Annotated in this window: 21 protein-coding genes; 16 read left to right on the top strand and 5 right to left on the bottom strand. The window is 58.7% G+C overall.

The window, feature by feature from the left end; all coding sequences use genetic code 11:
• Positions 1-143 precede the first annotated feature (143 nt).
• The 6 genes from HAT86_RS11945 to rfbA all read left to right on the top strand — a co-directional run bounded on the left by HAT86_RS11945 (position 144) and on the right by rfbA (position 5,570).
• Complete coding sequence (locus HAT86_RS11945) at positions 144-1,328, top strand: M24 family metallopeptidase (protein ID WP_167197845.1); 1,185 nt, start codon at positions 144-146, stop codon at positions 1,326-1,328.
• A 98-nt stretch (positions 1,329-1,426) separates the two neighbouring features.
• A complete protein-coding gene (gene rfbC / locus HAT86_RS11940; RefSeq protein WP_167197843.1) occupies positions 1,427-1,993 on the top strand; it encodes a dTDP-4-dehydrorhamnose 3,5-epimerase in 567 nt (188 codons plus the stop codon).
• Positions 1,990-3,030, top strand: coding sequence for a dTDP-glucose 4,6-dehydratase (gene rfbB, locus HAT86_RS11935; protein ID WP_167197841.1), 1,041 nt, complete (start codon positions 1,990-1,992; stop codon positions 3,028-3,030). Before rfbC ends, rfbB begins: the two co-directional genes overlap by 4 nt.
• Positions 3,031-3,036: 6 nt before the next feature.
• Entirely contained in the window at positions 3,037-3,807 is a 771-nt protein-coding gene (locus HAT86_RS11930) for a glycosyltransferase family 17 protein (RefSeq protein WP_167197839.1), read from the top strand.
• Between the two features lie 36 nt (positions 3,808-3,843).
• A complete protein-coding gene (gene rfbD / locus HAT86_RS11925; protein WP_167197837.1) occupies positions 3,844-4,701 on the top strand; it encodes a dTDP-4-dehydrorhamnose reductase in 858 nt (285 codons plus the stop codon).
• Positions 4,698-5,570, top strand: a complete 873-nt coding sequence (gene rfbA / locus HAT86_RS11920) for a glucose-1-phosphate thymidylyltransferase RfbA (protein WP_167197835.1) — start codon at positions 4,698-4,700, stop codon at positions 5,568-5,570. Before rfbD ends, rfbA begins: the two co-directional genes overlap by 4 nt.
• A 34-nt stretch (positions 5,571-5,604) precedes the next feature.
• On the opposite strand, the gene HAT86_RS11915 is transcribed toward rfbA, so the two are convergent.
• Positions 5,605-7,002, bottom strand: a complete 1,398-nt coding sequence (locus HAT86_RS11915) for an aspartate aminotransferase family protein (protein ID WP_167197833.1) — start codon at positions 7,000-7,002, stop codon at positions 5,605-5,607.
• Between the two features lie 94 nt (positions 7,003-7,096).
• Positions 7,097-7,792: a GntR family transcriptional regulator gene (locus HAT86_RS11910; RefSeq protein ID WP_167197831.1), complete on the bottom strand. Its 696-nt coding sequence runs from the start codon at positions 7,790-7,792 to the stop codon at positions 7,097-7,099.
• Between the two features lie 148 nt (positions 7,793-7,940).
• Between HAT86_RS11910 and HAT86_RS11905 the strand changes: the two genes are divergently transcribed.
• The 5 genes from HAT86_RS11905 (at position 7,941) to HAT86_RS11885 (ending at position 13,490) form a co-directional block, all read left to right on the top strand.
• Positions 7,941-9,026: a polyamine ABC transporter substrate-binding protein gene (locus tag HAT86_RS11905; RefSeq protein ID WP_167197829.1), complete on the top strand. Its 1,086-nt coding sequence runs from the start codon at positions 7,941-7,943 to the stop codon at positions 9,024-9,026.
• A 63-nt stretch (positions 9,027-9,089) separates the two neighbouring features.
• Positions 9,090-10,469, top strand: a complete 1,380-nt coding sequence (locus tag HAT86_RS11900; protein ID WP_167197827.1) for an ABC transporter ATP-binding protein — start codon at positions 9,090-9,092, stop codon at positions 10,467-10,469.
• The gene (locus HAT86_RS11895; RefSeq protein WP_167197825.1) at positions 10,466-11,356 is read left to right on the top strand and encodes an ABC transporter permease subunit; all 891 of its coding nucleotides are present in this window, start codon (positions 10,466-10,468) and stop codon (positions 11,354-11,356) included. Before HAT86_RS11900 ends, HAT86_RS11895 begins: the two co-directional genes overlap by 4 nt.
• The gene (locus HAT86_RS11890) at positions 11,353-12,168 is read left to right on the top strand and encodes an ABC transporter permease (protein WP_167197823.1); all 816 of its coding nucleotides are present in this window, start codon (positions 11,353-11,355) and stop codon (positions 12,166-12,168) included. The genes HAT86_RS11895 and HAT86_RS11890 overlap by 4 nt, the downstream gene beginning before the upstream one ends.
• A complete protein-coding gene (locus HAT86_RS11885; RefSeq protein ID WP_167197819.1) occupies positions 12,165-13,490 on the top strand; it encodes an NAD(P)/FAD-dependent oxidoreductase in 1,326 nt (441 codons plus the stop codon). The genes HAT86_RS11890 and HAT86_RS11885 overlap by 4 nt, the downstream gene beginning before the upstream one ends.
• A gap of 9 nt (positions 13,491-13,499) precedes the next feature.
• Here HAT86_RS11885 and HAT86_RS11880 read toward each other — a convergent pair whose 3' ends face one another.
• The 3 genes from HAT86_RS11880 to msrB are packed head-to-tail and all read right to left on the bottom strand — an operon-like array spanning position 13,500 to position 15,420.
• On the bottom strand, positions 13,500-14,423 hold the full coding sequence (locus HAT86_RS11880) for a DMT family transporter (RefSeq protein WP_167197816.1): 924 nt from the start codon (positions 14,421-14,423) through the stop codon (positions 13,500-13,502).
• Positions 14,424-14,476: 53 nt separating this feature from the next.
• Entirely contained in the window at positions 14,477-14,974 is a 498-nt protein-coding gene (gene msrA / locus HAT86_RS11875; protein ID WP_167197813.1) for a peptide-methionine (S)-S-oxide reductase MsrA, read from the bottom strand.
• Positions 14,971-15,420, bottom strand: coding sequence for a peptide-methionine (R)-S-oxide reductase MsrB (gene msrB, locus HAT86_RS11870; RefSeq protein WP_167197809.1), 450 nt, complete (start codon positions 15,418-15,420; stop codon positions 14,971-14,973). Before msrB ends, msrA begins: the two co-directional genes overlap by 4 nt.
• Positions 15,421-15,797: 377 nt before the next feature.
• Between msrB and HAT86_RS11865 the strand changes: the two genes are divergently transcribed.
• The 5 genes from HAT86_RS11865 to HAT86_RS11845 all read left to right on the top strand — a co-directional run bounded on the left by HAT86_RS11865 (position 15,798) and on the right by HAT86_RS11845 (position 23,274).
• Positions 15,798-16,322, top strand: coding sequence for a hypothetical protein (locus HAT86_RS11865; RefSeq protein ID WP_167197806.1), 525 nt, complete (start codon positions 15,798-15,800; stop codon positions 16,320-16,322).
• Positions 16,319-18,472, top strand: coding sequence for a glycosyltransferase family 2 protein (locus tag HAT86_RS11860; RefSeq protein ID WP_167197803.1), 2,154 nt, complete (start codon positions 16,319-16,321; stop codon positions 18,470-18,472). Before HAT86_RS11865 ends, HAT86_RS11860 begins: the two co-directional genes overlap by 4 nt.
• The gene (locus HAT86_RS11855; protein WP_167197800.1) at positions 18,364-21,333 is read left to right on the top strand and encodes a glycosyltransferase; all 2,970 of its coding nucleotides are present in this window, start codon (positions 18,364-18,366) and stop codon (positions 21,331-21,333) included. The genes HAT86_RS11860 and HAT86_RS11855 overlap by 109 nt, the downstream gene beginning before the upstream one ends.
• 132 nt (positions 21,334-21,465) lie before the next feature.
• Positions 21,466-21,720 (top strand): Rossmann-fold NAD(P)-binding domain-containing protein, encoded by a 255-nt coding sequence (locus HAT86_RS11850; RefSeq protein WP_167197797.1) that lies wholly within the window; start codon positions 21,466-21,468, stop codon positions 21,718-21,720.
• 120 nt (positions 21,721-21,840) lie between these two features.
• A complete protein-coding gene (locus HAT86_RS11845; protein ID WP_167197794.1) occupies positions 21,841-23,274 on the top strand; it encodes a mannose-1-phosphate guanylyltransferase/mannose-6-phosphate isomerase in 1,434 nt (477 codons plus the stop codon).
• Positions 23,275-23,458: the final 184 nt, after the last annotated feature.

Here is a 23,458-nt window from a genome sequence, read left to right as displayed (position 1 = left end):
GAACACAGCTTTGCCTTGGCGCAGGCTATCGTCAACTGGGCGACATGGAATTTCCTAAAAACGACACCACCTGCCGTTTTCCTTGGGGCGTCCTGCCGATTTCGACCGTAAGGCGGTTTAGACCGTCTATTATAGGTAACACCATGATCGAAAAGAATCTTCCGTTCTCAGATGCTGAATTTCAGCGCCGTTTGACCAAAACACGCACCGCGATGGACACTGCGGGCATAGACGTTTTGTTTACCACCGACCCGTCAAACCAGAACTGGCTGACCGGCTATGATGGGTGGTCATTCTATGTGCATCAGGGTGTGATCGTCTTGCCCGATGCCGATCCGGTCTGGTGGGGCCGCAATCAGGATGCCAATGGCGGCGTGCGCACGGTGTGGATGACCGATGACAGGGTCATGGGGTATGCCGACAATTACGTGCAGTCCACCGAACGCCACCCGATGCAAGATCTCGCCGAACGCCTGCGCGGCATGGGCGTGCAAAACAAGCGTATCGGCGTCGAGATGGACAACTACTATTTCTCGGCCAAGGCTTTTGCGGTGTTGCAGGCCGAACTGCCCGACGCAACATTTGTGGATGCCACTGCGCTGGTCAACTGGCAGCGTGGGGTCAAATCTGATGAAGAGCTGGCCTTCATCCGAAAGGCGGCGGCAATCTCGGAAAAGATCGTCGATGGGCTGATCGAAAGGGTTGAGCCGGGTGTGCCGAAAAACGAGGTTGTGGCCGAAATTTTCCGCGATGGTCTTCGGGGCGTTGACGGGGCGTGGGGTGATTACCCTGCGATTGTGCCGCTGTTGCCGTCAGGGTCTGACGCAGCCGCACCGCACCTGACATGGGATGGGCGGGATTTCGTCACCGGTGAGGCGACATTCTTTGAAATTTCTGGGTGCTACCGGCGGTATCATGCGCCGCTTTGCCGAACCCTGTTTCTGGGCAAACCACCGCAATTCCTGCTGGATGCCGAAAAAGCACTGGCCGAAGGGCTGGAAGCCGGGCTTGAGGCCGCACGGGCAGGAAACCGGGCGTGTGACATCGCGCATGCACTGGCCGCCCCTTTGGAACGCGCCGGAATCGAACGCGGGGCGCGCTGCGGCTATCCCATCGGCCTTAGCTATCCGCCGGATTGGGGCGAGCGCACCATCAGCCTGCGCGCCGAGGATGAAAGCCTGCTTGAACCGGGCATGACCTTCCATTTCATGCCCGGGCTATGGATGGCCGATTGGGGGCTTGAGATCACCGAATCGATTCTCATCACCGAGGATGGCCCGGCCGACACATTCTGCAAACGTCCGCGTAAAATGTTTATCAAAGACTGAACTCAATCAAAGATAGAACATTCCTTCCCCAATGGCGGTGACATTCCTGCCTGCGCTTGCTAAAGGCACAGGCAGATTTGTTACCGTGAGGGTCTGCTTTGAAAGTTACGCAAACAAAACTGCCCGGCGTTCTACTGCTTGAGCCGCGCCGCTTTGGCGACGACCGGGGATTTTTCTCGGAAAGCTGGAATCGCAAAACGTTGTCCGAGCACGGGATCGACACGGATTTCGTGCAAGACAATCATTCGGTTTCAGCGGCGGTCAACACCGTGCGCGGGCTACATTTTCAGTCACCGCCCCACGCGCAAGCCAAATTGGTGCGCTGTGGCCGCGGACGACTTTTTGACGTGGCCGTGGACATCCGCAAAGGCAGCCCGACCTTTGGGCAATGGGTGGGCTATGAGCTGAGCTTTGAAAACGGTCTGCAATTGCTGATTCCCGAAGGGTTCTTGCATGGGTTCGCCACCCGCGATCCCGAGACCGAGATCATCTATAAATGCTCGGATTACTACGCGCCTGAATGTGATGGTGCCGTTCGGTTTGATGACCCCGATCTTGCGATTGATTGGGGCCTCAGCGGTGATGCCATCCTGTCCGACAAAGACGCAAACGCCCCCCTGATGGCCCAGTTTGACAGCCCTTTCACCTACGGAGAGCGTTCATGAAAATTCTTGTCACAGGTGGTGCGGGCTTTATCGGCTCAGCGGTGGTTCGGCTGGCGATTGAGCGCGGACATCAGGTGATCAATCTTGATTCTCTCACCTATGCCGGGCGGTTGGAAAACGTGGCCAGCGTTGCGGATCATCCGAACTACGCGTTTGAACAGGCCGATATTCGCGACCGTGCGGCCCTGACGCGGGTTTTCGAGGCACACAACCCCGATGCGGTCATGCATCTGGCGGCGGAATCGCATGTCGACCGCTCCATCGACGGGCCGGGTGACTTTATCGAAACCAACATCACCGGCACTTACAACATGCTTGAGGCCGCCCGCGCCCAATGGGCCGCCAATGGCCGGCCTGAGACGTTTCGCTTTCATCATATCTCGACCGACGAAGTGTATGGATCCTTGGGCGATGAGGGGCTGTTTACCGAAGACACACCCTATGACCCGCGCAGCCCCTATTCCGCCTCCAAGGCTTCATCCGATCATCTGGTGCGAGCGTGGTTTCATACCTATGGCCTACCCGTGGTGCTGACCAATTGTTCCAACAATTACGGCCCCTACCATTTCCCTGAAAAACTGATCCCCAAGGTCATCCTGAACGCGCTGCATGGCAAGGATCTGCCAATTTACGGCCAAGGCCTGAATGTGCGCGATTGGCTTTATGTCGAAGATCACGCCGATGCGCTGCTGCTGGCGGTGCAAAAGGGCGAACCGGGGCGCAGCTATAACGTGGGCGGCCATAACGAACGGCGCAACATCGACCTTGTACATGCGATCTGCGATATTCTTGACGACAAGCGCCCGCGCGACAACGGCAGCTACCGCAACCAGATCACCTTTGTCACCGACCGTCCGGGCCACGATGCCCGCTATGCCATCGACCCCGACCGCATCATGTCGGAATTGGGCTGGACACCTTCAGTTACCGTGGAACAGGGTCTGGAAAAGACCGTGCAATGGTATCTCGACAACGCTGACTGGTGGCAGCCTTTGCTGAATTTGGAAGGTGTCGGCACACGGGTGGGAAGTGGGTGAGAATAAATGGCCAAAATCATTGACTGCACGCTTTTTCACAATGAATTCATGATGCTGGATTTAAGATTTGGCATTCTCAAAAACAAAGTGGATAAATTTGTAATCACAGAAGCCAATTCGACGTTCTCAGGCCATTCCAAAGAATTCAAACTCAAGGCATGGATTGAAGAGCACCACTCTGACATCGCCAATCGTGTTGACGTGATTGAAGTCGACGATATGCCCAGCAACCCCAATCCATGGATAAAAGAGGCTTATCAACGCAACGCAGTATCGCGCGGGCTCGACCAGTCTCATGAATCTGATATCGTAATGTTTTTAGATATCGACGAGATTCCCAACGTCGACAGAATTGAAGAGGGAGTCTCAAACGACGATATCAACGCTTTAGACCAAAGCTTCTACTACTATTATTTCAACCTCTACAAAGGGCGTTGGACCAAGCCGTCTGCCTGCCTGTTTCGCAATCTTCCCGTTTCACCTCAGATGGCGAGAGGCATGCCCCTGAGGCCGATTATCAAAGAGGCCGGTTGGCACTTTAGTTACGTGATGCCACCAGAGGCTATATCCGAGAAGATCTCGGCATTCTCTCATCAAGAATTAAATAAATCCAATTTCAACGATCCTAAGAAAATCTCGGCGCGCATCCAAAGGCGCGCTGATCTTTTTGACCGCAAGCAGCAGGGAGACCTTAAAGCAGTCCCCCTTGATGCAAGCTTTCCCCGCTTCATTCGAGAAAATTCCGACGCGTATGCAGACTTTCTGGTAACTCCGTAAGCGGCATTCAAAGAGCCAAAGAAAAGGTCTTAACTGATGACAATTCTAATCTTCGGCAAAACTGGCCAAGTGGCCACGGAACTGTCTCGGTTGGCACCGGATGCCAGCTTTTTGGGTCGCGATCAGGCTGATCTGACCGATCCGGCGGCCTGCGTGGATGCGATCCGAAAACACGCGCCCAAGGTTGTGATCAACGCAGCCGCCTATACGGCCGTTGATCGCGCGGAAGAGGAAGAAGAGCTGGCGCATCAGATCAACGCCATCGCACCGGCGGCCATGGCGCATGCCTGTGCCGATCTTGATATCCCGTTCGTTCATATCTCAACCGATTATGTATTTGATGGCGGCGGCACCGATCCGCATTCCGTATCAGACCCGGTTGCACCGCAAAACGCATATGGCCGCAGCAAATTGGCGGGCGAACTAGCGATTGCGCAAGCTGGCGGCACGTTTGCCATCCTGCGCACAAGCTGGGTGTTTTCGGCGCATGGCGCTAATTTTGTCAAAACCATGCTGCGCCTGTCAGAAAGCCGCGACGCGCTGAATATCGTGGACGATCAAATTGGCGGGCCAACAGCGGCTGCCGATATCGCCGCGGCCTGCCTGACCATTGCAGACCAACTTCAGGCCAAAAGGGCCACAGCGGGTATCTATCACTTCTCCGGCGCACCGGATGCCAGTTGGAAAGAGTTCGCTGAAGCGATCTTTGATTTGGCCGGTCGCGAGGTCGCGGTCAGCGGCATTGCAACAGCCGATTATCCAACACCCGCAGCCAGACCCTTGAATTCGCGTCTGGACTGCAGCGAAACAGAGACTGTTTTTGGTATTACACGGCCCGATTGGCGCGCTGGTCTTGAAGCGGTTTTGACAGACTTGGGAGTATCCAAAGCATGACCCAACGCAAAGGTATCATTCTGGCCGGCGGGTCCGGCACGCGGCTTTATCCGATCACCATGGGTGTGTCGAAGCAGCTATTGCCGATCTACGACAAGCCGATGATCTACTACCCGATTTCCGTGTTGATGCTGGGCGGCATCCGCGACATCGCGATGATCACCACCCCGGAAGATCAAGCACAGTTTCAACGGACCTTGGGCGATGGCAGCCAATGGGGTATTTCGCTGACCTACATCGTGCAAGACTCGCCCGATGGGCTGGCGCAGGCCTATATTCTGGCCGAGGATTTCCTTGATGGCGCGCCATCTGCCATGGTTTTGGGCGACAACATCTTTTTCGGGCATGGCCTGCCGGAACTGCTGGCCGATGCAGACACGCAAACAACCGGCGGCACGGTGTTTGGCTATCACGTGTCCGATCCCGAACGCTATGGCGTCGTCAGCTTTGATGCCGAAGGGCGCGCGCAACAGATTATCGAAAAGCCCGATGTGCCGCCCTCAAACTATGCTGTGACTGGATTGTATTTCTTGGATGGCGACGCGCCGAAACTGGCCCGCGATGTCAAACCGTCTGACCGCGGCGAGCTTGAGATAACCACGCTGCTTGAAATGTACCTGCACGCAGGCAAACTGACGGTCAAACGCATGGGGCGTGGCTATGCGTGGCTGGATACCGGCACGCATGGCAGCCTTCTGGATGCAGGAAATTTCGTGCGCACGCTGGAAAAAAGGCAGGGCTTGCAAACCGGCTGTCTGGACGAAATCGCCTATGACAAGGGCTGGATGACCGGCGATGCCCTAAGCGAGCGCGCCGATATGTTCAAAAAGAACGATTATGGCCGGTATTTGAAAAGCCGCCTCAAATAAGAGGCGGCTTTCGAAGCTGGGCAATGACGGGCGTTTAGCTGGTCGCCTTCATCAATCCCTCGTCGGTCAAACGCTGGTGGGCCTGATCCAAGGACGTCCAAGCACGGTCCATCAACGTGTCGATCTCGGATTTCGAGATCACCAGCGGCGGTGAGATCACCATCCGGTCGCCGACATGGCGCATCACCAGATTGTTGCCAAAACAGGCCTCACGGCAGATCAAACCGGCTGTCCCTGCATCGGAGGCAAAGGCGGCGCGGCTTTCTTTGTGCGGTGTCAGCGCGATCGAGCCCATCATGCCCACGATCTGGGCCTCGCCGACCAACGGGTGATTGGTCAATGACTGCCACTTGTCTTTCAAATAAGGCGCGGTTTCTGCGCCGACACGGTCAACGATACCTTCTTCTTCCAGAATGCGCAGGTTTTCCAATGCCACCGCACAGGAGACCGGGTGGCCCGAATAGGTGTAGCCGTGTGCAAACTCGCAATTATTCATCACCTCAGCCACCTCGTCACACACCAACGAGCCACCAATCGGCGCATAGCCCGAGCTGAGCCCCTTGGCGATGGTCATGATGTGCGGGCGGATGTTGTAGGTTTGCGACCCAAACCAGTTGCCGGTCCGGCCAAAGCCGCAGATCACCTCGTCTGCGATCAGCAGAATTTCATATTTGTCGCATATGCGCTGGATCTCGGGCCAATACGTTTCGGGCGGCACAATCACACCGCCTGCCCCTTGGATCGGCTCGGCGATAAAGGCGGCAACCTTGTCTTCGCCCAGATCGTGAATGGCCTGTTCCAGTTCTTGCGCACGGGCAAGTCCGAACTCTTCGGGCGTCATGTCGCCACCTTCGGCCCACCAGTTCGGCTGGTTGATGTGGTGAATATCCGGAATCGGCAATCCGCCCTGCGCATGCATGCCCGACATGCCGCCAAGGCTGGCGCTGCCCACGCTGGACCCGTGATAGGCGTTCTTACGGCTGACCACGATCTTCTTGTCTGGCTTGCCCTTTTGCGCCCAATACGTGCGCACCATCCGCAGGTTGGTGTCATTCGCTTCCGACCCTGATCCGGCATAGAACACATGGTTCAGATCATACGGCGCCAATTGTGCAAGCTTGTCGGCCAAGGCAATGGCGGGCACATGGGTCGTCATGAAGAAGGTGTTGTAATAGGGCAGTTCTTTCATTTGACGCGCGGCGGCCTCGGCCAGTTCATCCCGGCCATAGCCGACATTCACGCACCACAGCCCTGCCATGGCATCCAAAATCTCGTTGCCCTCGCTGTCGGTCAGCGTGACGCCTTTGGCGCGCGTGATGACGCGTGCCCCGCGTTGGCTCAGATCATTGCCGTGGGTAAAGGGGTGCATATGATGCGCCGCATCCAGCGCCTGCAATTCTGCCGTGGGCATGTGATTGGTGATCAGCGACATGGCATAACCTTTCAAATCAGTTCATGGGCGGCACAGGCGCACGCGGCCAGCCGTTTTGCCTAGAATATGATCAAATTATTTCCTGTCAATCGAATCAGTTCAGCGGGTCTTGCCCACCGAAAGATTGCCGAACTTGCTCCATTCCCTGGATCACATCCTCGCGGATGGCGCGTGCGGCCTCTTCGGCGTCGCGGGCGCGCATGGCCTGTAACAGGTCTTTGTGTTTGTCGGGCAAATTCTGGGTGCCCAACCGACCACAGACCACGCGCAGCGACGGCCCAAACCGCAACCACAAACCATCGGCCATATCCGCCAATATCGGGGCCTCGGCCAGTTCATACAAACGCTTGTGGAACTTGTAGTTCAGCTCAAGATATCCGCGCAGATCACCCCGCAAAATCGACTGATCGAGGGTGGTGTCCATCGCTGTCAGTTCATCCAGATCATCCGGCGTTGCGCGCTGTGTCGCGCGCAGGCTTAGATGCGGGTCAAGCCACTGCCTTGCAAGAATTATTTCGCTTATATTCTCAGCGTTCAGCAGCGGCACACAGACCCGGCGATTGCCTTGGAATTCCAACGCACCCTCGGCAATCAGGCGGCGGATCGCTTCGCGGACCGGCGTCATCCCGGCAGCAAGGCGTTCGGTCAATCCCTGAATGGTCACCGCCTGCCCCGGTGCAAGATCGCCATACAGCACCAGATCGCGCAATTGGCGATAGATCACCTCATGCGCGGGCAAGCGCCCTTTTGCGCCGTCTGAGTCGGCTAATTTTCCGGCAGCCTTGTTCATATTTCGGGCCTCCAGATGCCCTGTTGCTCTAACTGTTCTTGCGAGTTTAGCGACTGCGTGAAAACATTGCTATATTGCCAGAAGGTGATTTTTTTGATCAAATCATCCAAATGGCATCACAACTTGCCGAACCAACGGGAGACCACTAATGCGCAAGATGATTTTGACAACCACCGCAACAATTGCCCTTGGCGCCCTATCCGCCAACGCGCAAGAGGTACGGGTCTACAACTGGTCCGACTACATCGACGAAGACCTTCTGGACAAGTTCGAAGAAGAGACCGGGCTGGATCTGGTTTATGACGTATTCGACAGCAACGAGGTTTTGGAAACCAAGATGTTGGCCGGCGGGTCGGGGTATGACGTTGTTGTTCCTTCGGGCACCTTCCTGCAACGTCAGATCAGCGCCGGCGCGTTCCAGAAACTGGACAAATCCAAGCTGCCCAATTTGGACAACATGTGGGATGTCGTCGAACAGCGCACCGCGCAATACGATCCCGACAACGCCTATTCGATCAACTACATGTGGGGCACAACAGGCCTTGGCGTGAATGTCGGCAAGGTCACCGAGCTACTGGGCGAAGACGCCCCCATCGACAGCTGGGAGTTGGTGTTCGACCCCGAAAACATGGAAAAGCTGGGCGACTGCGGCGTGCATTTCCTTGATGCCCCCGCCGAGATGATCCCGGCAGCCTTGAAATATATCGGCGAAGATCCCGACAGCCACGACCCCGAGGTGATTGCCAAGGCCGAAGAGATTTACGCGCCGATCCGTCCGCATATCCAGAAATTCCACAGCAGCGAATACATCAACGCGCTGGCGAATGGTGATATCTGCGTCGCCGTCGGCTGGTCGGGCGACATCCTTCAGGCCCGTGACCGCGCGGACGAGGCCGATAACGGCGTGGAAATCGCCTATAACGCCCCCAAGGAAGGCGCGCAGATGTGGTTTGACCAAATGGCCATTCCGGTTGATGCGCCCAACCCCGACGGCGCGCACACCTTCCTGAACTTCATCATGGATGCGCAAAACATGGCCGCGGCGTCGAACTATGTTTATTACGCCAACGGCAACAAGGCATCGCAGGACTACCTGATCGACGACGTGATCGGCGATCCGGCGATTTATCCGTCGCAAGAGGCGATGGACAACCTGTTCACCACCACCCCCTATCCGATCAAGGTGCAGCGCGTCGTGACGCGCCTGTGGACCAAGATCAAATCGGGCACCTAAGGCCCGCATTTCCGGCCCGCGCGGTTATGCTGCGCGGGCCCACACGCGACAGGTGGGACAGGTATGAACCAAACAATATTCGAGCCGTGGAACGACCCCAACGAAAAACCGCTGATCCAGTTCAAGAACGTGACAAAGCGGTTCGGTGATTTCACCGCCATCGACGACCAGACGTTTGATATTTTTGAACGTGAGTTTTTTGCCCTTCTTGGTCCCTCGGGCTGTGGCAAAACCACGATGATGCGTATGCTGGCAGGCTTTGAAACGCCGACCCAAGGCCAGATTATACTCGCCGGTCAGGATATCGCCCCGATCCCCCCCAACAAGCGCGCTGTAAACATGATGTTTCAATCCTACGCGCTGTTTCCGCATCTATCCGTGTGGGACAATATCGCCTTTGGACTGAAGCGCGACGGCATGACCCGTGACGCCATAGGTGATCGTGTCGCCGAGATGCTCAAACTGACACGGCTTGAAAAATTCGCCCAGCGCAAGCCGCATCAGATTTCCGGTGGCCAGCGTCAGCGTGTGGCCTTGGCGCGCAGCCTTGCCAAGGCACCGAAACTCTTACTGCTGGATGAACCGCTTGGAGCGCTTGACGCCAAGCTGCGCCAAGACACCCAATTCGAACTTATGGACATTCAGGAAACCACCGGCACGACCTTTGTGATCGTCACCCACGATCAGGAAGAGGCGATGACAGTGGCCAGCCGCGTGGCGGTGATGGATCATGGCAAGATCATTCAGGCCGATACGCCGCAGACGATCTACGAGGCGCCCGTATCGCGCTACGTGGCCGATTTCATCGGCGACGTGAACATGATCACCGGCACCGCCAAGGCCCGCAACCCGGGATCAGAGCCACAAGGCGACCCAACACCGCCTTCCATGCAGCCTCCTGAAAAGCGTGACGATGCGGCCTCCGGAACGCCCCAGCGGCTTGACCCGCAACCCAATGACGCTGGTCGTTGGCTACATGACAAGGTTCTGAAATTCGTGCTCGGACCGCGCTCGGATGCACCGAAACGACTTCCGCCGCCCGACCCGACGCGCGATGCGCCGCTGGCCTCGGCGCAGGCGACCCCACAGCCCGTCGAGGCCGCACCCGGCGGCCTCGAAATTCACTGGCACGAAGGCGCACCGCCACTGATCGCCAGCAACGGAGACCCCGCGCTGGATGGTCAAACGGTCACTCTGTCGCTTCGCCCGGAAAAGATGAGCATTTCCAAGACCCGGCCCGACGCCCCGAACGTGCTGCATGGCAAGGTGGTCGATATTGCCTATCTGGGCAATATCTCGACCTATCATGTCGAATTGCCGGACGGCCTGAAAATCAAGGCGCAAGCCACGAACACCCGCCGCGTTTCCCAACGCGACATCACTTGGGAAGACGACGTCTGGATCAGCTTCCGTGACACTGCAGGCGTGGTGCTTGTAGAATGAGGCGCCTGATCCTCATATTCGTCCCGTATCTGTGGCTGCTGGCGCTGTTTCTGGTGCCGTTTCTGATCGTTTTGAAAATCAGCCTCAGCGACACCGCCCTTGCCATTCCGCCCTATACCCCCACGCTTGACCTTGGCGCTGGCTGGCAGGGCGTTAAGGACTTTCTGTCACAGCTTGATCTGGAAAACTTCCAATTCCTGACGACCGACGATCTATATTGGAAGGCTTACCTATCTTCGCTTCAGATCGCGGTGATCGCGACCTTGCTGACCCTGCTGGTCGGCTATCCGATCGCCTACGGCATGGCCAATGCCCCCGATCACTGGCGTCCGACACTGATGCTGCTTGTGATCTTGCCATTCTGGACCAGCTTTTTGATCCGGGTTTATTCTTGGATGGGGATTTTGTCGGGTGAGGGGTATTTGAACCAGTTCCTGATGTGGACCGGTCTGATTTCCGAGCCGCTCACGATCCTGAACACACCTGTCGCCGTCTATATCGGTATCGTTTATACCTACCTTCCTTTCATGATCCTGCCGATCTATGCCGCGCTTGAGCGTATGGATGCCTCGCTTCTGGAAGCGGCGGAAGATCTGGGATGTTCGCGGCTGCAAGCCTTTTGGTTGATCACCATTCCGCTGTCGAAAAACGGCATTATCGCGGGGTGTTTCCTTGTGTTCATCCCCACCATCGGTGAATTCGTCATCCCGTCGCTTCTGGGTGGGTCGCAAACCCTGATGATCGGCAAAGTCCTTTGGGAAGAATTCTTCAACAACCGCGACTGGCCGGTGGCCAGTGCCGTGGCGGTGATCCTGCTGCTGATCCTGATCATCCCGATCATCCTGTTCCAGCGCAACGAGCAGAAACAGCGGGAGGCCGAAGGATGAGACGCTTTACATGGTTTAATGCCACATCCCTGACCCTTGGCTTTGCCTTCCTGTATCTGCCGATGGTCCTGCTGATCATCTATAGCTTCAACGACTCCAAGCTGGTCACGGTCTGGGCCGGTTTTTCCACCAAGTGGTATGGCGAATTGCTTCGCAACGATGCCTTTTTGGATGCTGCGTGGGTGACAGTACAGGTGGCGTTCGTCAGCTCGACCGTCGCCACAGTTCTGGGCACTATGGCGGCCTATGTCATGGTGCGGGCGGGCCGCTTTGCCGGGCGCACCCTGTTTTCCGGCATGATCTACGCGCCTCTGGTCATGCCCGAGGTGATTACCGGCCTGTCATTGCTGCTTTTGTTCATAGGCATCGGTCTGGATCGGGGCGTTTTCACCATCATCCTTGCGCATACCACCTTTTCGATGTGCTACGTGTCGGTCGTGGTGTCATCGCGGCTGGTCAGCTTTGATCGCTCGCTGGAAGAGGCGGCGCTTGATCTGGGCTGCTCGCCCATGCAGGCGTTTCGCCTTGTTACACTGCCGATCATTGCGCCTGCGGTGTTTGCGGGCTGGCTGCTGGCCTTTACGCTGTCGCTTGACGATCTGGTGATCGCCTCCTTCACCGCCGGGCCATCCTCCACCACCTTGCCGATCAAGATCTGGTCGTCGATCCGGCTGGGCGTGTCACCAGAGATCAACGCGCTGTCGACGTTGATGATCGCCGTGGTCGCGGTTGGGGTGATCACCGCCTCGCTCGTGACGAAACGCTCCGCCCTGCGGCAAGAGGCTGATCAACGCGCCGCCGAGCGCGCATGACCCGCGTCTTTCCGGCACACACCTACACCGATGCACCCCGTGCGGGATGTTATTGGGTCGATACAGTCTCTGATCCGGGCTATTCGGCCGCATCAGGGCCAATCACCTGTGACGTAGCCGTGATCGGTGGAGGGTTCACCGGGTTGTCAGCGGCGTTGCATCTGGCGCAATCGGGCGCGGATGTCGCCGTGTTCGAGGCACAAACCCCCGGCTGGGGCGCCTCGGGGCGCAATGGTGGGTTTTGCTGCCTTGGCGGGTTTGGTGCCCCGGATGGCGTGATCGCCCGCCTGCACGGCGAAGAGGCCCGCGCCGAGGCGCGCCGCACTGAAATGGCGGCAGTCGATACCGCGGCTGATCTGATCGACCGCCACCATTTGCAGGTTGATCGGCACTCGGACGGTGAAACCATCATGGGTTTTACCGAAAAGTCACTGATCGACTTTGAAACCAAGGCCAAACGGCTTGAGGCTGATCTGAGTGTCACACCGCAGATCATCCCACAGGCGGAGCTTGCACAAAACGGCATGACCGGCCCGTTTCACTGCGGCATGACGGTTCCGGTGGGGTTTGCCCTGAACCCCGCCAAATATGCCCTTGGTTTGGCACAAGCTGCCGTGGCGCAAGGGGCGCGCGTCTTTGCCCGGTCTCCGGTGCGCCGGATTGATCAAGGCAACGGTTTTACCTTGCACACCGATCATGCGCAGATCACCGCCAAACGCCTGATCGTGGCAACCAATGGCTATTCCTCGGACGATCTGCCACGCTGGATGCGCGCGCGATACCTGCCCGCGCAATCCAACGTGTTGGTCACCCGCACCCTGACCGATGACGAAATCGCCGCACAAGGCTGGAGCAGTCATCAAATGGCCTATGACGAGCGGTTTTTCCTGCACTATTTCCGCCTGATGCCAAACAAACGGTTCCTGTTCGGCATGCGCGGCGGGCTGTTCAGCTCACCCGCACAGGATGCCCGGATGCACCGCACCATTCGCCAGCATTTCGAACGAATGTTCCCGGCATGGGCACAGGTTGATACACCCTATAGCTGGAATGGCTTGCTGTCGGTGTCGCGTGACATGACCCCCTATGCCGGGCCGATCCCTGAAATGCCCGGTGCGTTTACCGCGCTCAGCTATCAGGGTAACGGCGTTGCAATGGCCACCCACGCAGGCGCAATTCTGGCTGATCTGGCGCAAGACAAGACACCAAGCCGGGCCTACCCGGCGATCCTGCGCAAACCGCCCCAGCGCTTTCCCTTGGGACGCTTGCGGCGCGCATGGTTGTGGCCGCCCTATGCATTGGCCACCCTGACCGGTGGCTGAAAACCGGCTCTAACCTTGCGGCGTGCGCAGCGCGCGCGCTTTGCCGCGCTTGATGCCCAGATGCCGCTCTCGCAAGATGATTATGATCCCGGCTGCAATCACCAGCACCGCACCCAATAGCATTGCGCCAGTGGGCACCTCATCAAAAATGAAATAGCCGATCATCAACGCAAACAGCATCGAGGCATAGTCGAACGGTGCCACGACACTTGCATCGGCAAAGCGGTAGGCCGACGTCAGGAAAATCTGCGCCAACCCACCCAATAGACCGGCGAGGATCAAATAAACCGTCTCTGGCCCATCCGGAATCACCCAGCCGAACGGCACAGTCAGCAGCGACAGAAGCGTTGACGTAGCCGAGAAATAAAAGACGATCGCGCTGGTTTGTTCGGTCGCCACCAGTTTGCGAATGTAGATCTGTGCCAGTGCCGCGCAGGTGGCGCCCAGCAAGACCATCACAGCGCCCACCGCCTGTGTGGTCTGCACGGTTTCACCGGTCAATGTGCTTAACCGCGGGGCCAGCACGATCAGGACGCCAACCAATCCCAATGCAACAGCCGCGATACGAAACAATCCAACCCGTTCATCCAAAAACATTGCCGCGAACACGACGGTTAGCAACGGCGCGGTATAGCCAAGGGCTGTGACCTCGGGCAATGGAAGCAGGCCAAGCCCGGCAAACATCAGCCCCATCGCCGCCGTACCCACAAACCCACGCCAGAAATGCCCCATCGGCGAGGTTACCCGTAGGCCGGTTGCCAAATCACCGCGCAGCGCCAGCCAGCCCAAGATCACCGGGATCGCAAACAATGAGCGAAAAAACACCGCCTGCCCCGGCGGCACGGTATCCGAGGCCGCTTTGATCAGCGACGACATGACCACGAACAGCACAACCGCACACAGCTTCAGGGCAATTCCCTTGAAGGGGCTCATGTAATGTCGCTCCTGCCGCATATCCACATAGGCTCTATTTTAGCCCAAATCGCTTATGCGCTGTCTGGCAAAACCCAATCGGCGCGTGGAAAATGACAGGTGTAACCATTGGGAAAGCGTTCCAGATAATCCTGATGTTCGGGCTCGGCCTCCCAGAAATCACCGACGGGTTCAACTTCTGTCACAACCTTGCCGGGCCAATGGCCCGAGGCTTCGACATCGGCGATGGTTTTCACCGCCATATCTTTTTGCGCCTCGTCCACATAGTAAATCGCCGAGCGATAGGACATGCCAACATCGTTTCCCTGACGGTTCAGGGTGGTTGGATCATGGATCTGGAAAAACACCTCCAGCAGCTTGCGATAGCTGATCTTGTCGGGATCAAAGACAATCTCGATCCCTTCGGCGTGGGTGCCGTGATTGCGGTAGGTGGCGTTGGGCACGTCACCCCCGGTATAGCCAACACGGGTGGAAATCACCCCATCCAGCCGCCGGATCAGATCTTGCATCCCCCAGAAACAGCCCCCGGCCAATACTGCGCGTTCGGTCATGTTACGTCCTCCACTTGGTCCAGATAGGCGGCATAGCCCTCGGCCTCCATGTCATCGCGATGCACAAATCGCAAACTGGCCGAGTTGATACAATAGCGCAAACCGCCCCGATCTTGCGGCCCATCGGGAAAGACATGGCCCAAATGGCTGTCCCCATGGGTGCTGCGTACCTCGGTGCGCACCATACCATGACTGCTGTCGCGCAGCTCGGTTATATGGGCGGGCTCAATCGGCTTGGTAAAGCTCGGCCAGCCACAGCCTGATTCATATTTGTCTGACGAGGCAAACAACGGCTCACCAGACACGATATCGACGTAAATACCGGGGTCTTTGTTATCCAGATACTTGCCCGTGCCGGGCCGCTCGGTCCCATTTTCCTGCGTGACCCAATATTGCTCGGGGTCCAGCGCGGCAATCGCATCGGGGCTTTTGGTGTATAGCGTCATTGCCTCCCTCCTGATGTCTGTCACCCATGAGATGGTGCGTTTTACTCTGGGTTAAAGGTAAGACATACCTTGTCGGAACCATGTGAGGCTTGTCAGCCTCACTCAGCCTCACATGGTTCCCCAAATTAAACCAAAACAAACAACCAAGCTTCGCATGCAGTTTGGGACGGAGGTCTTGATCCGGCACCAATTTCACTGGACACTTAAAGCACCCGACTTTTAACCCGAACTGGTGCTGTGGATGCCACCCCAACGGCTTCAGTTCTAAGCCATTTTGAATTAGAATCCGACTTCGCACAGTGTGATGAGACTCGTGTCTCGTTTCATGGCGCGTTACAAATAAATTGATTCGCGGAACTGATGGAACCAGACTAGGCATGCGAGACATCGAGCAAGCTGCATTCGACGACGCGTTGCAAGTCCATCTGCGCAATGAAATCCGATTGCTCAAGGATTTGCTGGCGGAACGCGAGGCAGAGATCGAAGCTCTGCTTGAACTGCTCGACTCAACCGATGAGCGTGGACTGAGAGGGCGTCGCAGTGCGTCCAGATGGAAGGACACGGATGTGATGCATCAACTCCGAGAGCGGTTACTCTCTCGGTACCACCGGATCACGCACCAATCGAAATACACCGCCGTTGAGCGCAGCCCGCTTTTCGATGCTCAGTGGTACGCGCACGCCTACCCGGAGTGCGGAGGCCCCAAGTACGCTTGCGCCCACTATCTCAGGTACGGCGCCTTTGAAGGCCACGACCCCGGCCCCGACTTCAAGACGGAAAGCTACTACGCCGCCAATCCCGATGTGCGCCAGGCCGGATGGCCTGCCCTCGCGCATTACCTGCTTCACGGACAGCGCGAGGAGCGCAGGCTAGACCCCAGCGACGGGGAAAGTACGGGATGAGCCGCAGACAGGCCCTCGCCCGCCCAAGTCCCGGTGCAGACAACATTCTGCGGGAGTCGGGCCTCTTCGACCCGGACTGGTACCGATTGCGGGTAGGTGCCGGTGATCGGATGGATGGCGATCCGCTGGACTCTTTCCTGACTGTAGGCTGGCGTCTGGGGCGCGATCCAGGGCCCGGCTTCGACAGTCTCGCCTACTTGGCGGCCTACGGCGATGTCACAGCGTCCGGCAAGCCGGCACTTGAGCACTTCTTGACTTTCGGCCGCGGTGAAGGGCGTTCACCCGACCCTTGGAGCGAGGAACCACTGGCGCGCGCGCGAGCCGAGACTGACATCCTGAGGGCGCGTTTGAACGCCATAGGGCAGCTGTCCGCGTTGGACGGATTGGCGAACTTGGCCCGCGAGGCTGAGGGGGATGAGGCTGCCCTAGCAGCGCGCGAACTTGGCCTATGGCATCTTCGACAATGGCGTAAAACGGGTGCTGAAACGGAAGCCCAGTCTGCCCTCGACTGGGCACGGTTTGGGATGCGCGAAGCTCGAGACAGGCAGTTGTACCGTAGAATACTGACTTTTTTTCTTGTCGCGAGCCGGGCGGCGGGACAGGCCGAGCCTCAGCCCGCCCAAATCGCAGAATGGGACGCCGAAGGACTGCTGACCGCCGACGTCTGCCTTGCCCTAGCGGGATTTGGCGCAGCATCCCAGGATCGACTGACCTGGATCAACCGGGCATTGGCCGCGAACGGTCTGCCAGACGTTGCGCTGCTCGATGATGCGTCGGGCAAACCACCCTATGATCGGCTTTGTGGCGCTACGCATCCGGATCCAATCAGTAGCGGGCCCCTAGTCAGTGTCATCATCGCAGCATGGCAGGCGGAGGCCACACTTGGGACAGCGCTACGTGCTATCAGTGAACAAAGCTGGCGAAACCTAGAAATCCTTGTCGTCGACGATGCCAGCACCGACGCAACCCTTGCCATCGCGCAAGACGCAGCGCGGACGGACTCAAGAATTCGCGTCATCGCGCAGGACCGCAACCAAGGTGCCTATGTCGCCCGGAACAGAGCGCTTGGTGAGGCGCGCGGCGCCTTCGTGACGTTGCAGGATTCCGATGATTGGTGCCACCCGGAACGGATCGCACGACAGGTTGCGGTGATGAGGCAGTCCCCCGGCGCAATTGCCTGCACGGCCCAACATGTGCGGATTGAGCCTGACCTCTGCCTGACACGTCTAAGCCCCGAGGCACATTTCATCACCGACAACACAGCCTCCATCCTGTTCCGCCGCGCCCCCGTGGTAGAGCGGCTTGGATGTTGGGACGAGGTTCGGGTCGGCGCGGATAACGAGTTGATCCGGCGAATGCGCCGGGTGTTCGGTGCGACGGCGGTCGAGAATGACGTTACCAGCCTGCTTTCCCTGACCCGCGACAGGCCCGGGTCGGCCGTGCGTAGCCGTGCCCTCGGGATAGATGGCTACGTCACCGGTGCGCGGCTGGCCTATCTTGAAGCGCAGCAGCATCACCATGCAACGGCCGCCGATGCCGCGCTGCGGTACCGGCCGGGTCAGTCGCGCCCCTTTCCAGCTCCCAGGATCATGCTGTCCCGCGATGTGGACTCACTGTCGCTCTCGCTTGTTATTGCGGCGGATTTCCGACGCGAAACTCGGTTAACAGAACTGTGTCATGCCCTGTTGTCGGCGGCTTGCGGTCCGGTGGGCCTCGTACCCCTTGCAAGGCTCGACCCACCCCGCCGCATAGCCCCAAAAATCATGTTTTGTCGGTCACTCAGGGCACGGCTGGACGGAAAACAGGTAATACAGCTTAGCGCCGGAGAACAGGCGCATGCGCCCTTGCTCCTACTGCCGGATCCCGAGGCGCTGGAAGATCTTCCCCATTCCTATCCTGGGCTGAACGTCAGAAAAGTCCGTATCCTCGTCTCTTCACCGCCCATGGTGACGCTGACGCCCAGTGGACGACGCTTAAGTCGCTACAACCCGGCACAGTGCGAGGCAGCCGCTCAAGCCCTGTCCGGCGGGCGAGACCCCAAATGGTGGAGCGTGTCGTGCGGACTGCGTACAGCGTTGTCAAAAGCGGGCGCGACACGCCTCATGCGCCGACCCTTTTCCACGGCAAGGTTGAAGCGGTTGCTGCGATGACCGCCACAACCAACACACTTCCCCACCTCTCACGGGACGAATTCGATGCGTCTTGGTATCTTGAGACGTACACGGATGTGCGCGCTGCGGGTTTAGATCCTTGGGAACACTATCTCGCCCATGGCCGTGACGAGGGGCGGCTTGGCGCACCGATCCGCGCGCTAGAACTGGACCACATCCTTTGGCGTGGCTTCCCGCGCGAGGCGTTGGTGGAACTGCGATTGCTGATGCGGCGCGGATCAGCCGTGGAACGGGCGGTCGCAGGGTGGGTTTTTGCGCGGCACGCAGCCTCGCGCGGGCATTGGCACAGCGCCAAGGCGGCTATCGAGCTATTCCATGCTGGGGCAAAAGGCGCTGCGATCGTTTCCCACGCTGGACCGTGGATTTTGGGGGTACAGGCCTTTGCGCGCTGTGGGGATATGGAAGGGGCGTGGCGCCTTCTGGACACCGCGCGGAAGCGGTTCGGTCCACGAGCCGATATAACCCTTGCCGAGATGGAGGTCGCGATTGCAGGCGGCGAAGGGGACACCGCGCTTTCTACAAAGCTTGGCGCGCTTTATGAGGCCGAGGGGCTCGACCCTGTAATTCTGCGCTCTGGCCCGGAGCCGCGATTTGATCGGATGTTCACGACGGAACCGGTTACGCCCATCATGGACGGTCCGATGGTCAGCGTCATAGTGCCGGCCTACGGTTCCGGCGCAACCCTCGCCACCTGCCTACGCGGCCTTACCGCGCAAAGCTGGCGTAATCTCGAAATTCTCCTCGTTGACGATGCCAGCCCGGACGACACACTGGAAATCGCGCAACGGATGGCGGCGGAAGACCCAAGGATTCGCGTGCTGAGCCAGAAGCAGAACGGCGGCGCCTATATCGCGCGAAACAGCGGGCTGGCAGCCGCGCGCGGTGCGTTTTTCACTGTGCATGACGCCGATGACTGGTCACATCCACGCAAGATTGAGTTGCAGGTCCGCGCGCTGCTGGAGACGCCCGCGGCGGTCGCCAACGTCTCCAATTGGGTTCGTGCTGGGGACGATTTGTCGATGGCGCTATGGCGGATCGAGGACCGTTGGGTGTACCGCAACGTATCCTCGCTTATGATGCGCATGGAACTGCGCGAAAGCCTAGGTTACTGGGACCGTGTACGCGCCAATGCAGACACGGAATACTACCACCGAGTGCTGGCAGCCTATGGCGAAACAGCGCTGCGCGAAGTGCGACCCGGGACCCCGCTCGCTTTCGGGCGCACAGGAGCTGACTCGCTCACCCTCTCGATCCCGACGCATCTGGCGACCCAGTTTCACGGCCCGCGTCGGGCCTATCTCGACGCGGCGCTAGATTGGCACAGACGGCGCCTTGCTATGGCGGGGCGTGATGGGGACGCCGCCGTGCGTGCCGCTACGATGTACCTGCCGCAAACCCCGTCGCAGCGCCTATTCCACGCACCTGAAGCGCTTGGCCCGGCTGAGGGCTCCGCTGTCGTGGTCGACGATGGCTATGCCAAAATCGCAACTTCGCCGCGGTTCGACCCGCATTGGTATCTTCAGCGCAACGGTGATGTGTTGCGGGCCGATGCGGACCCGGTTCGCCATTATCTCGACCATGGCGGCGTGGAAGACCGGGACCCGGGGCCGTGCTTCTCTGGCTCTACTTGGCGGCGTCTGCGCGAGCTGACACAAAAAACGGTGCCACTGCTCGACAGGGAGGCATTCCCGGCGGAGAGATCGGTGCCCGCGCCACGCTTCACAGGGCAACTTGAACTAGGGCAAGGCCCCGTGGCCCTTGTTTTCGCCCATGCAGCCAATCGGCAGGTCTTCGGCGCTGAGCGCAGTCTGTTGCGTGCGCTGGAAGCACTGGCCGATCGCCGCGTCGAAATGCCAATGACCCCCGTGGTCATCCTGCCATCGGCAGTGAATGGGACTTATCTCGACGATGTGCGAGCGCGTTCCGCCGTCGTCGAGATCTTGCCACAGGCCTGGAGGCACCGCTTCCGTCCTGTCGCGCCGGAGACCCTGTCCGCCATCCGCGCCCTGATTCGGCGATATGACCCGGCCGAGTTACATGTGAACACGCTGGTCCTGAACGCCCCCCTTCTCGCGGCACGCGCGGAAAGTTGCCCAACCATTGTTCATGTCAGGGAATTGCCGCAGCAGGATCCAGACCTGTGTCGTATTCTAGGTGACAACGCCGGTGGACTGCGTCGCCGGTTGCTGTCAGAGGCCGACCGGTTCATCGCCAATTCACAGGCGGTGGCCGATTGGCTTGCATGCCCGGACCGCACAACGATCCGTCCCAATCGAATCGATCCCCAGCTCTTCAATCTTCCATTTGCCCCGGGCCCAGCAGTGCGGGTCGGCTTGATCAGTAGCAATATCACAAAGAAGGGAATCGCCGATTTCGTCGAGGTCGCGCGGCTAGTCGCGCAGGCCGAGGACGCTGCGGGACTACCCGACCGCGCACGCTGCCGGTTTAGGCTGATTGGCCCTGGATCGGCGGATCTCGACGCGCTCGGCCGCTTGCCCCGCAACGTGGTTCACGCATCCTACGCTGAAGGGCCGCTTGCCGCGATCGGACAAGTCGATCTCGTCACCAGTCTGTCGCATTTTGCGGAATCCTTCGGACGGACCGTGCTAGAAGCCATGGCTGCAGGCCGACCCGTGATCTGCTATGACAGAGGAACCCCACCACGCCTAGTCCTGCATGGTCGAACGGGCTTCGTCGCCCCACCCGACACCCCCGCAGCGGTGGCGCGCGCGGTACTTGCATTGTCGACCACCCGTCTGAGTTTACTGGACATGAGCCGCAGCGCACGCGCGCGGGCAAGAGAGCTCGACGCCTCGGCCGATAATCTTGATGCTATTTAATGCGCTTTCTCGTCCATAGTTTCCATCTTGAGGTTGCTTAAAACGGTGGAATATGCATCAGTCGCCGCAACGTTTCTGGCCACGCCATGGATATTGACGCAAAAACCGCACTCAAGATGAATCGCACCGATCTTGACCCATATCAACGTAAGCTCTGGCACCGATGTCAGCATCCTGGAACTGGTACAGATGGTGGCCGCCATGACCTGGTCTCAGAGCCGCATCACCACTGACGTCCTCCAAACCCGATGGAACCATGCGCAAGCTAGTGGATATGTCGCGACAGGCCGCATGAGTTGGCCTGCGAGGATCGGGCTGGAAAAGCATATCCTCTCCACCTATGACTGGTTTCCAAGACATGGATCCGGTGCCTTACGCGCAAAATGATTCAACGGGCTCAGCAATTGAAAACAAAAGTCTTCGGGGCTTTGACCCGTCACAAGAGGATATACCACAGCATGGTTACAGACGCCCAAGGGTTCGCCAAAGACACAAGGATTTAATGAAATGATTACCCCCCTTCTTCTGTGCGGTGGATCCGGCACCCGCCTCTGGCCCCTGTCGCGCAAAAGCTATCCCAAACAGTTTTCCAAGCTGACCGGCGACGAAAGCCTGTTCCAGGCATCCGCCCAGCGCCTGTCGGGGGACGGGTTCAGCCCGCCCATGGTGATCACCGGGTCGGATTTCCGGTTCATCGTCACAGAACAGCTGGCCGACGTCAAAATTGCCCCTGCGGCGATCCTGATCGAACCCCAGAGACGCAATACCGCCCCGGCCGTTCTGGCAGGCGCACTGAAACTGGAAGCTACGTCACCCGGAGCGCTGATGTTGGTGGCGCCGTCTGATCACGTGATCCCCGATGCGGCGGCGTTTCGCACGGCCGTGATTGCCGCCGCCCCCACTGCAGAGGCCGGGCAACTCGTGACATTCGGCATCCGTCCCGACCGTGCCGAAACTGACTATGGCTGGCTGGAACTGAGCGAGGCACCAGATTTCACGCCCAAAGCGCAGCCGCTGAAGGCCTTTATTGAAAAACCTGATGCTGTTACCGCGCAGACCATGCTGGAGGGTGGGCAGTGCCTGTGGAACGCAGGCATCTTCCTTTTGTCCACCGATGCTATGATCGCAGCATTCGAACGTCATGCACCCAAAACCCTGGCCGGGGTGCGCGCCGCGCTCGACATGGCCGAAATTGATTTGGGGTTCACCCGGCTGGCCCGCGAACCCTGGGATGCGCTCGAAGATATCTCGATCGATTTCGCGGTTATGGAAAATGCCGACAACCTTTCGGTGATGCCCTACGACGGCGCCTGGTCCGATCTGGGAGGCTGGGATGCGGTGTGGCGCGAAAGCGGGCCCGATGACAGCGGCGTCGCGATTGGTGGCCCGGCCACAGCGATCGATTGTCACGACACGCTCCTACGGGCCGAGGAGAGCCATCAGCATCTGATAGGTATCGGGCTGACCGACATCATCGCGGTGGCGATGCCCGACGCAGTGCTGGTGGCCCACAAGAACCGCGCGCAGGATGTAAAGAAGGCCGTCGCCGCGCTGAAGGAAGAGGGGGCCGCACAGGCCGAAACCCTGCCTCGCGACTACCGCCCCTGGGGCTGGTTCGAGAGCCTGGTGGTGGACGGGCGTTTCCAGGTGAAACGCATCGTCGTACATCCCGGTGCGGCGCTAAGCCTGCAAAGTCACCACCACCGTGCCGAACACTGGATCGTGGTCGAGGGCACAGCGCGGGTGACCGTCGACGATGAAGTACAGCTGGTAAGCGAGAACCAGTCGGTGTTCATCCCGTTGGGTGCCGTGCACCGGATGGAAAACCCCGGCAAGGTGAACATGGTGCTGATCGAAGTGCAGACCGGAACGTATCTCGGCGAGGATGACATTGTTCGTTACGAGGATGTCTATGCCCGCGACCAAGGGGCCAAGGGATAGAGACCGGTGCCGGCACCCCTCGATCCAGCCCGCTCACGACGTCTTTGTCGTGATTAGCTGGAAAGCTCCCGTTGCAAAGACTTCAAATCTGCCGCAAGGGTATTCATTGCGTATTTCGCGGAAGTTGGGCAGCGATTTCACGTGATCTCGGGCACGTGTTTCACGGCATCGTGGGCAACCATTT

Source organism: Roseovarius gahaiensis (genome assembly GCF_011601345.1).
Classification (GTDB): domain Bacteria; phylum Pseudomonadota; class Alphaproteobacteria; order Rhodobacterales; family Rhodobacteraceae; genus Roseovarius; species Roseovarius gahaiensis.
The sequence above is the reverse complement of the archived record's forward strand: the minus strand, read 5'-3'. Positions and strand labels throughout refer to the sequence as shown.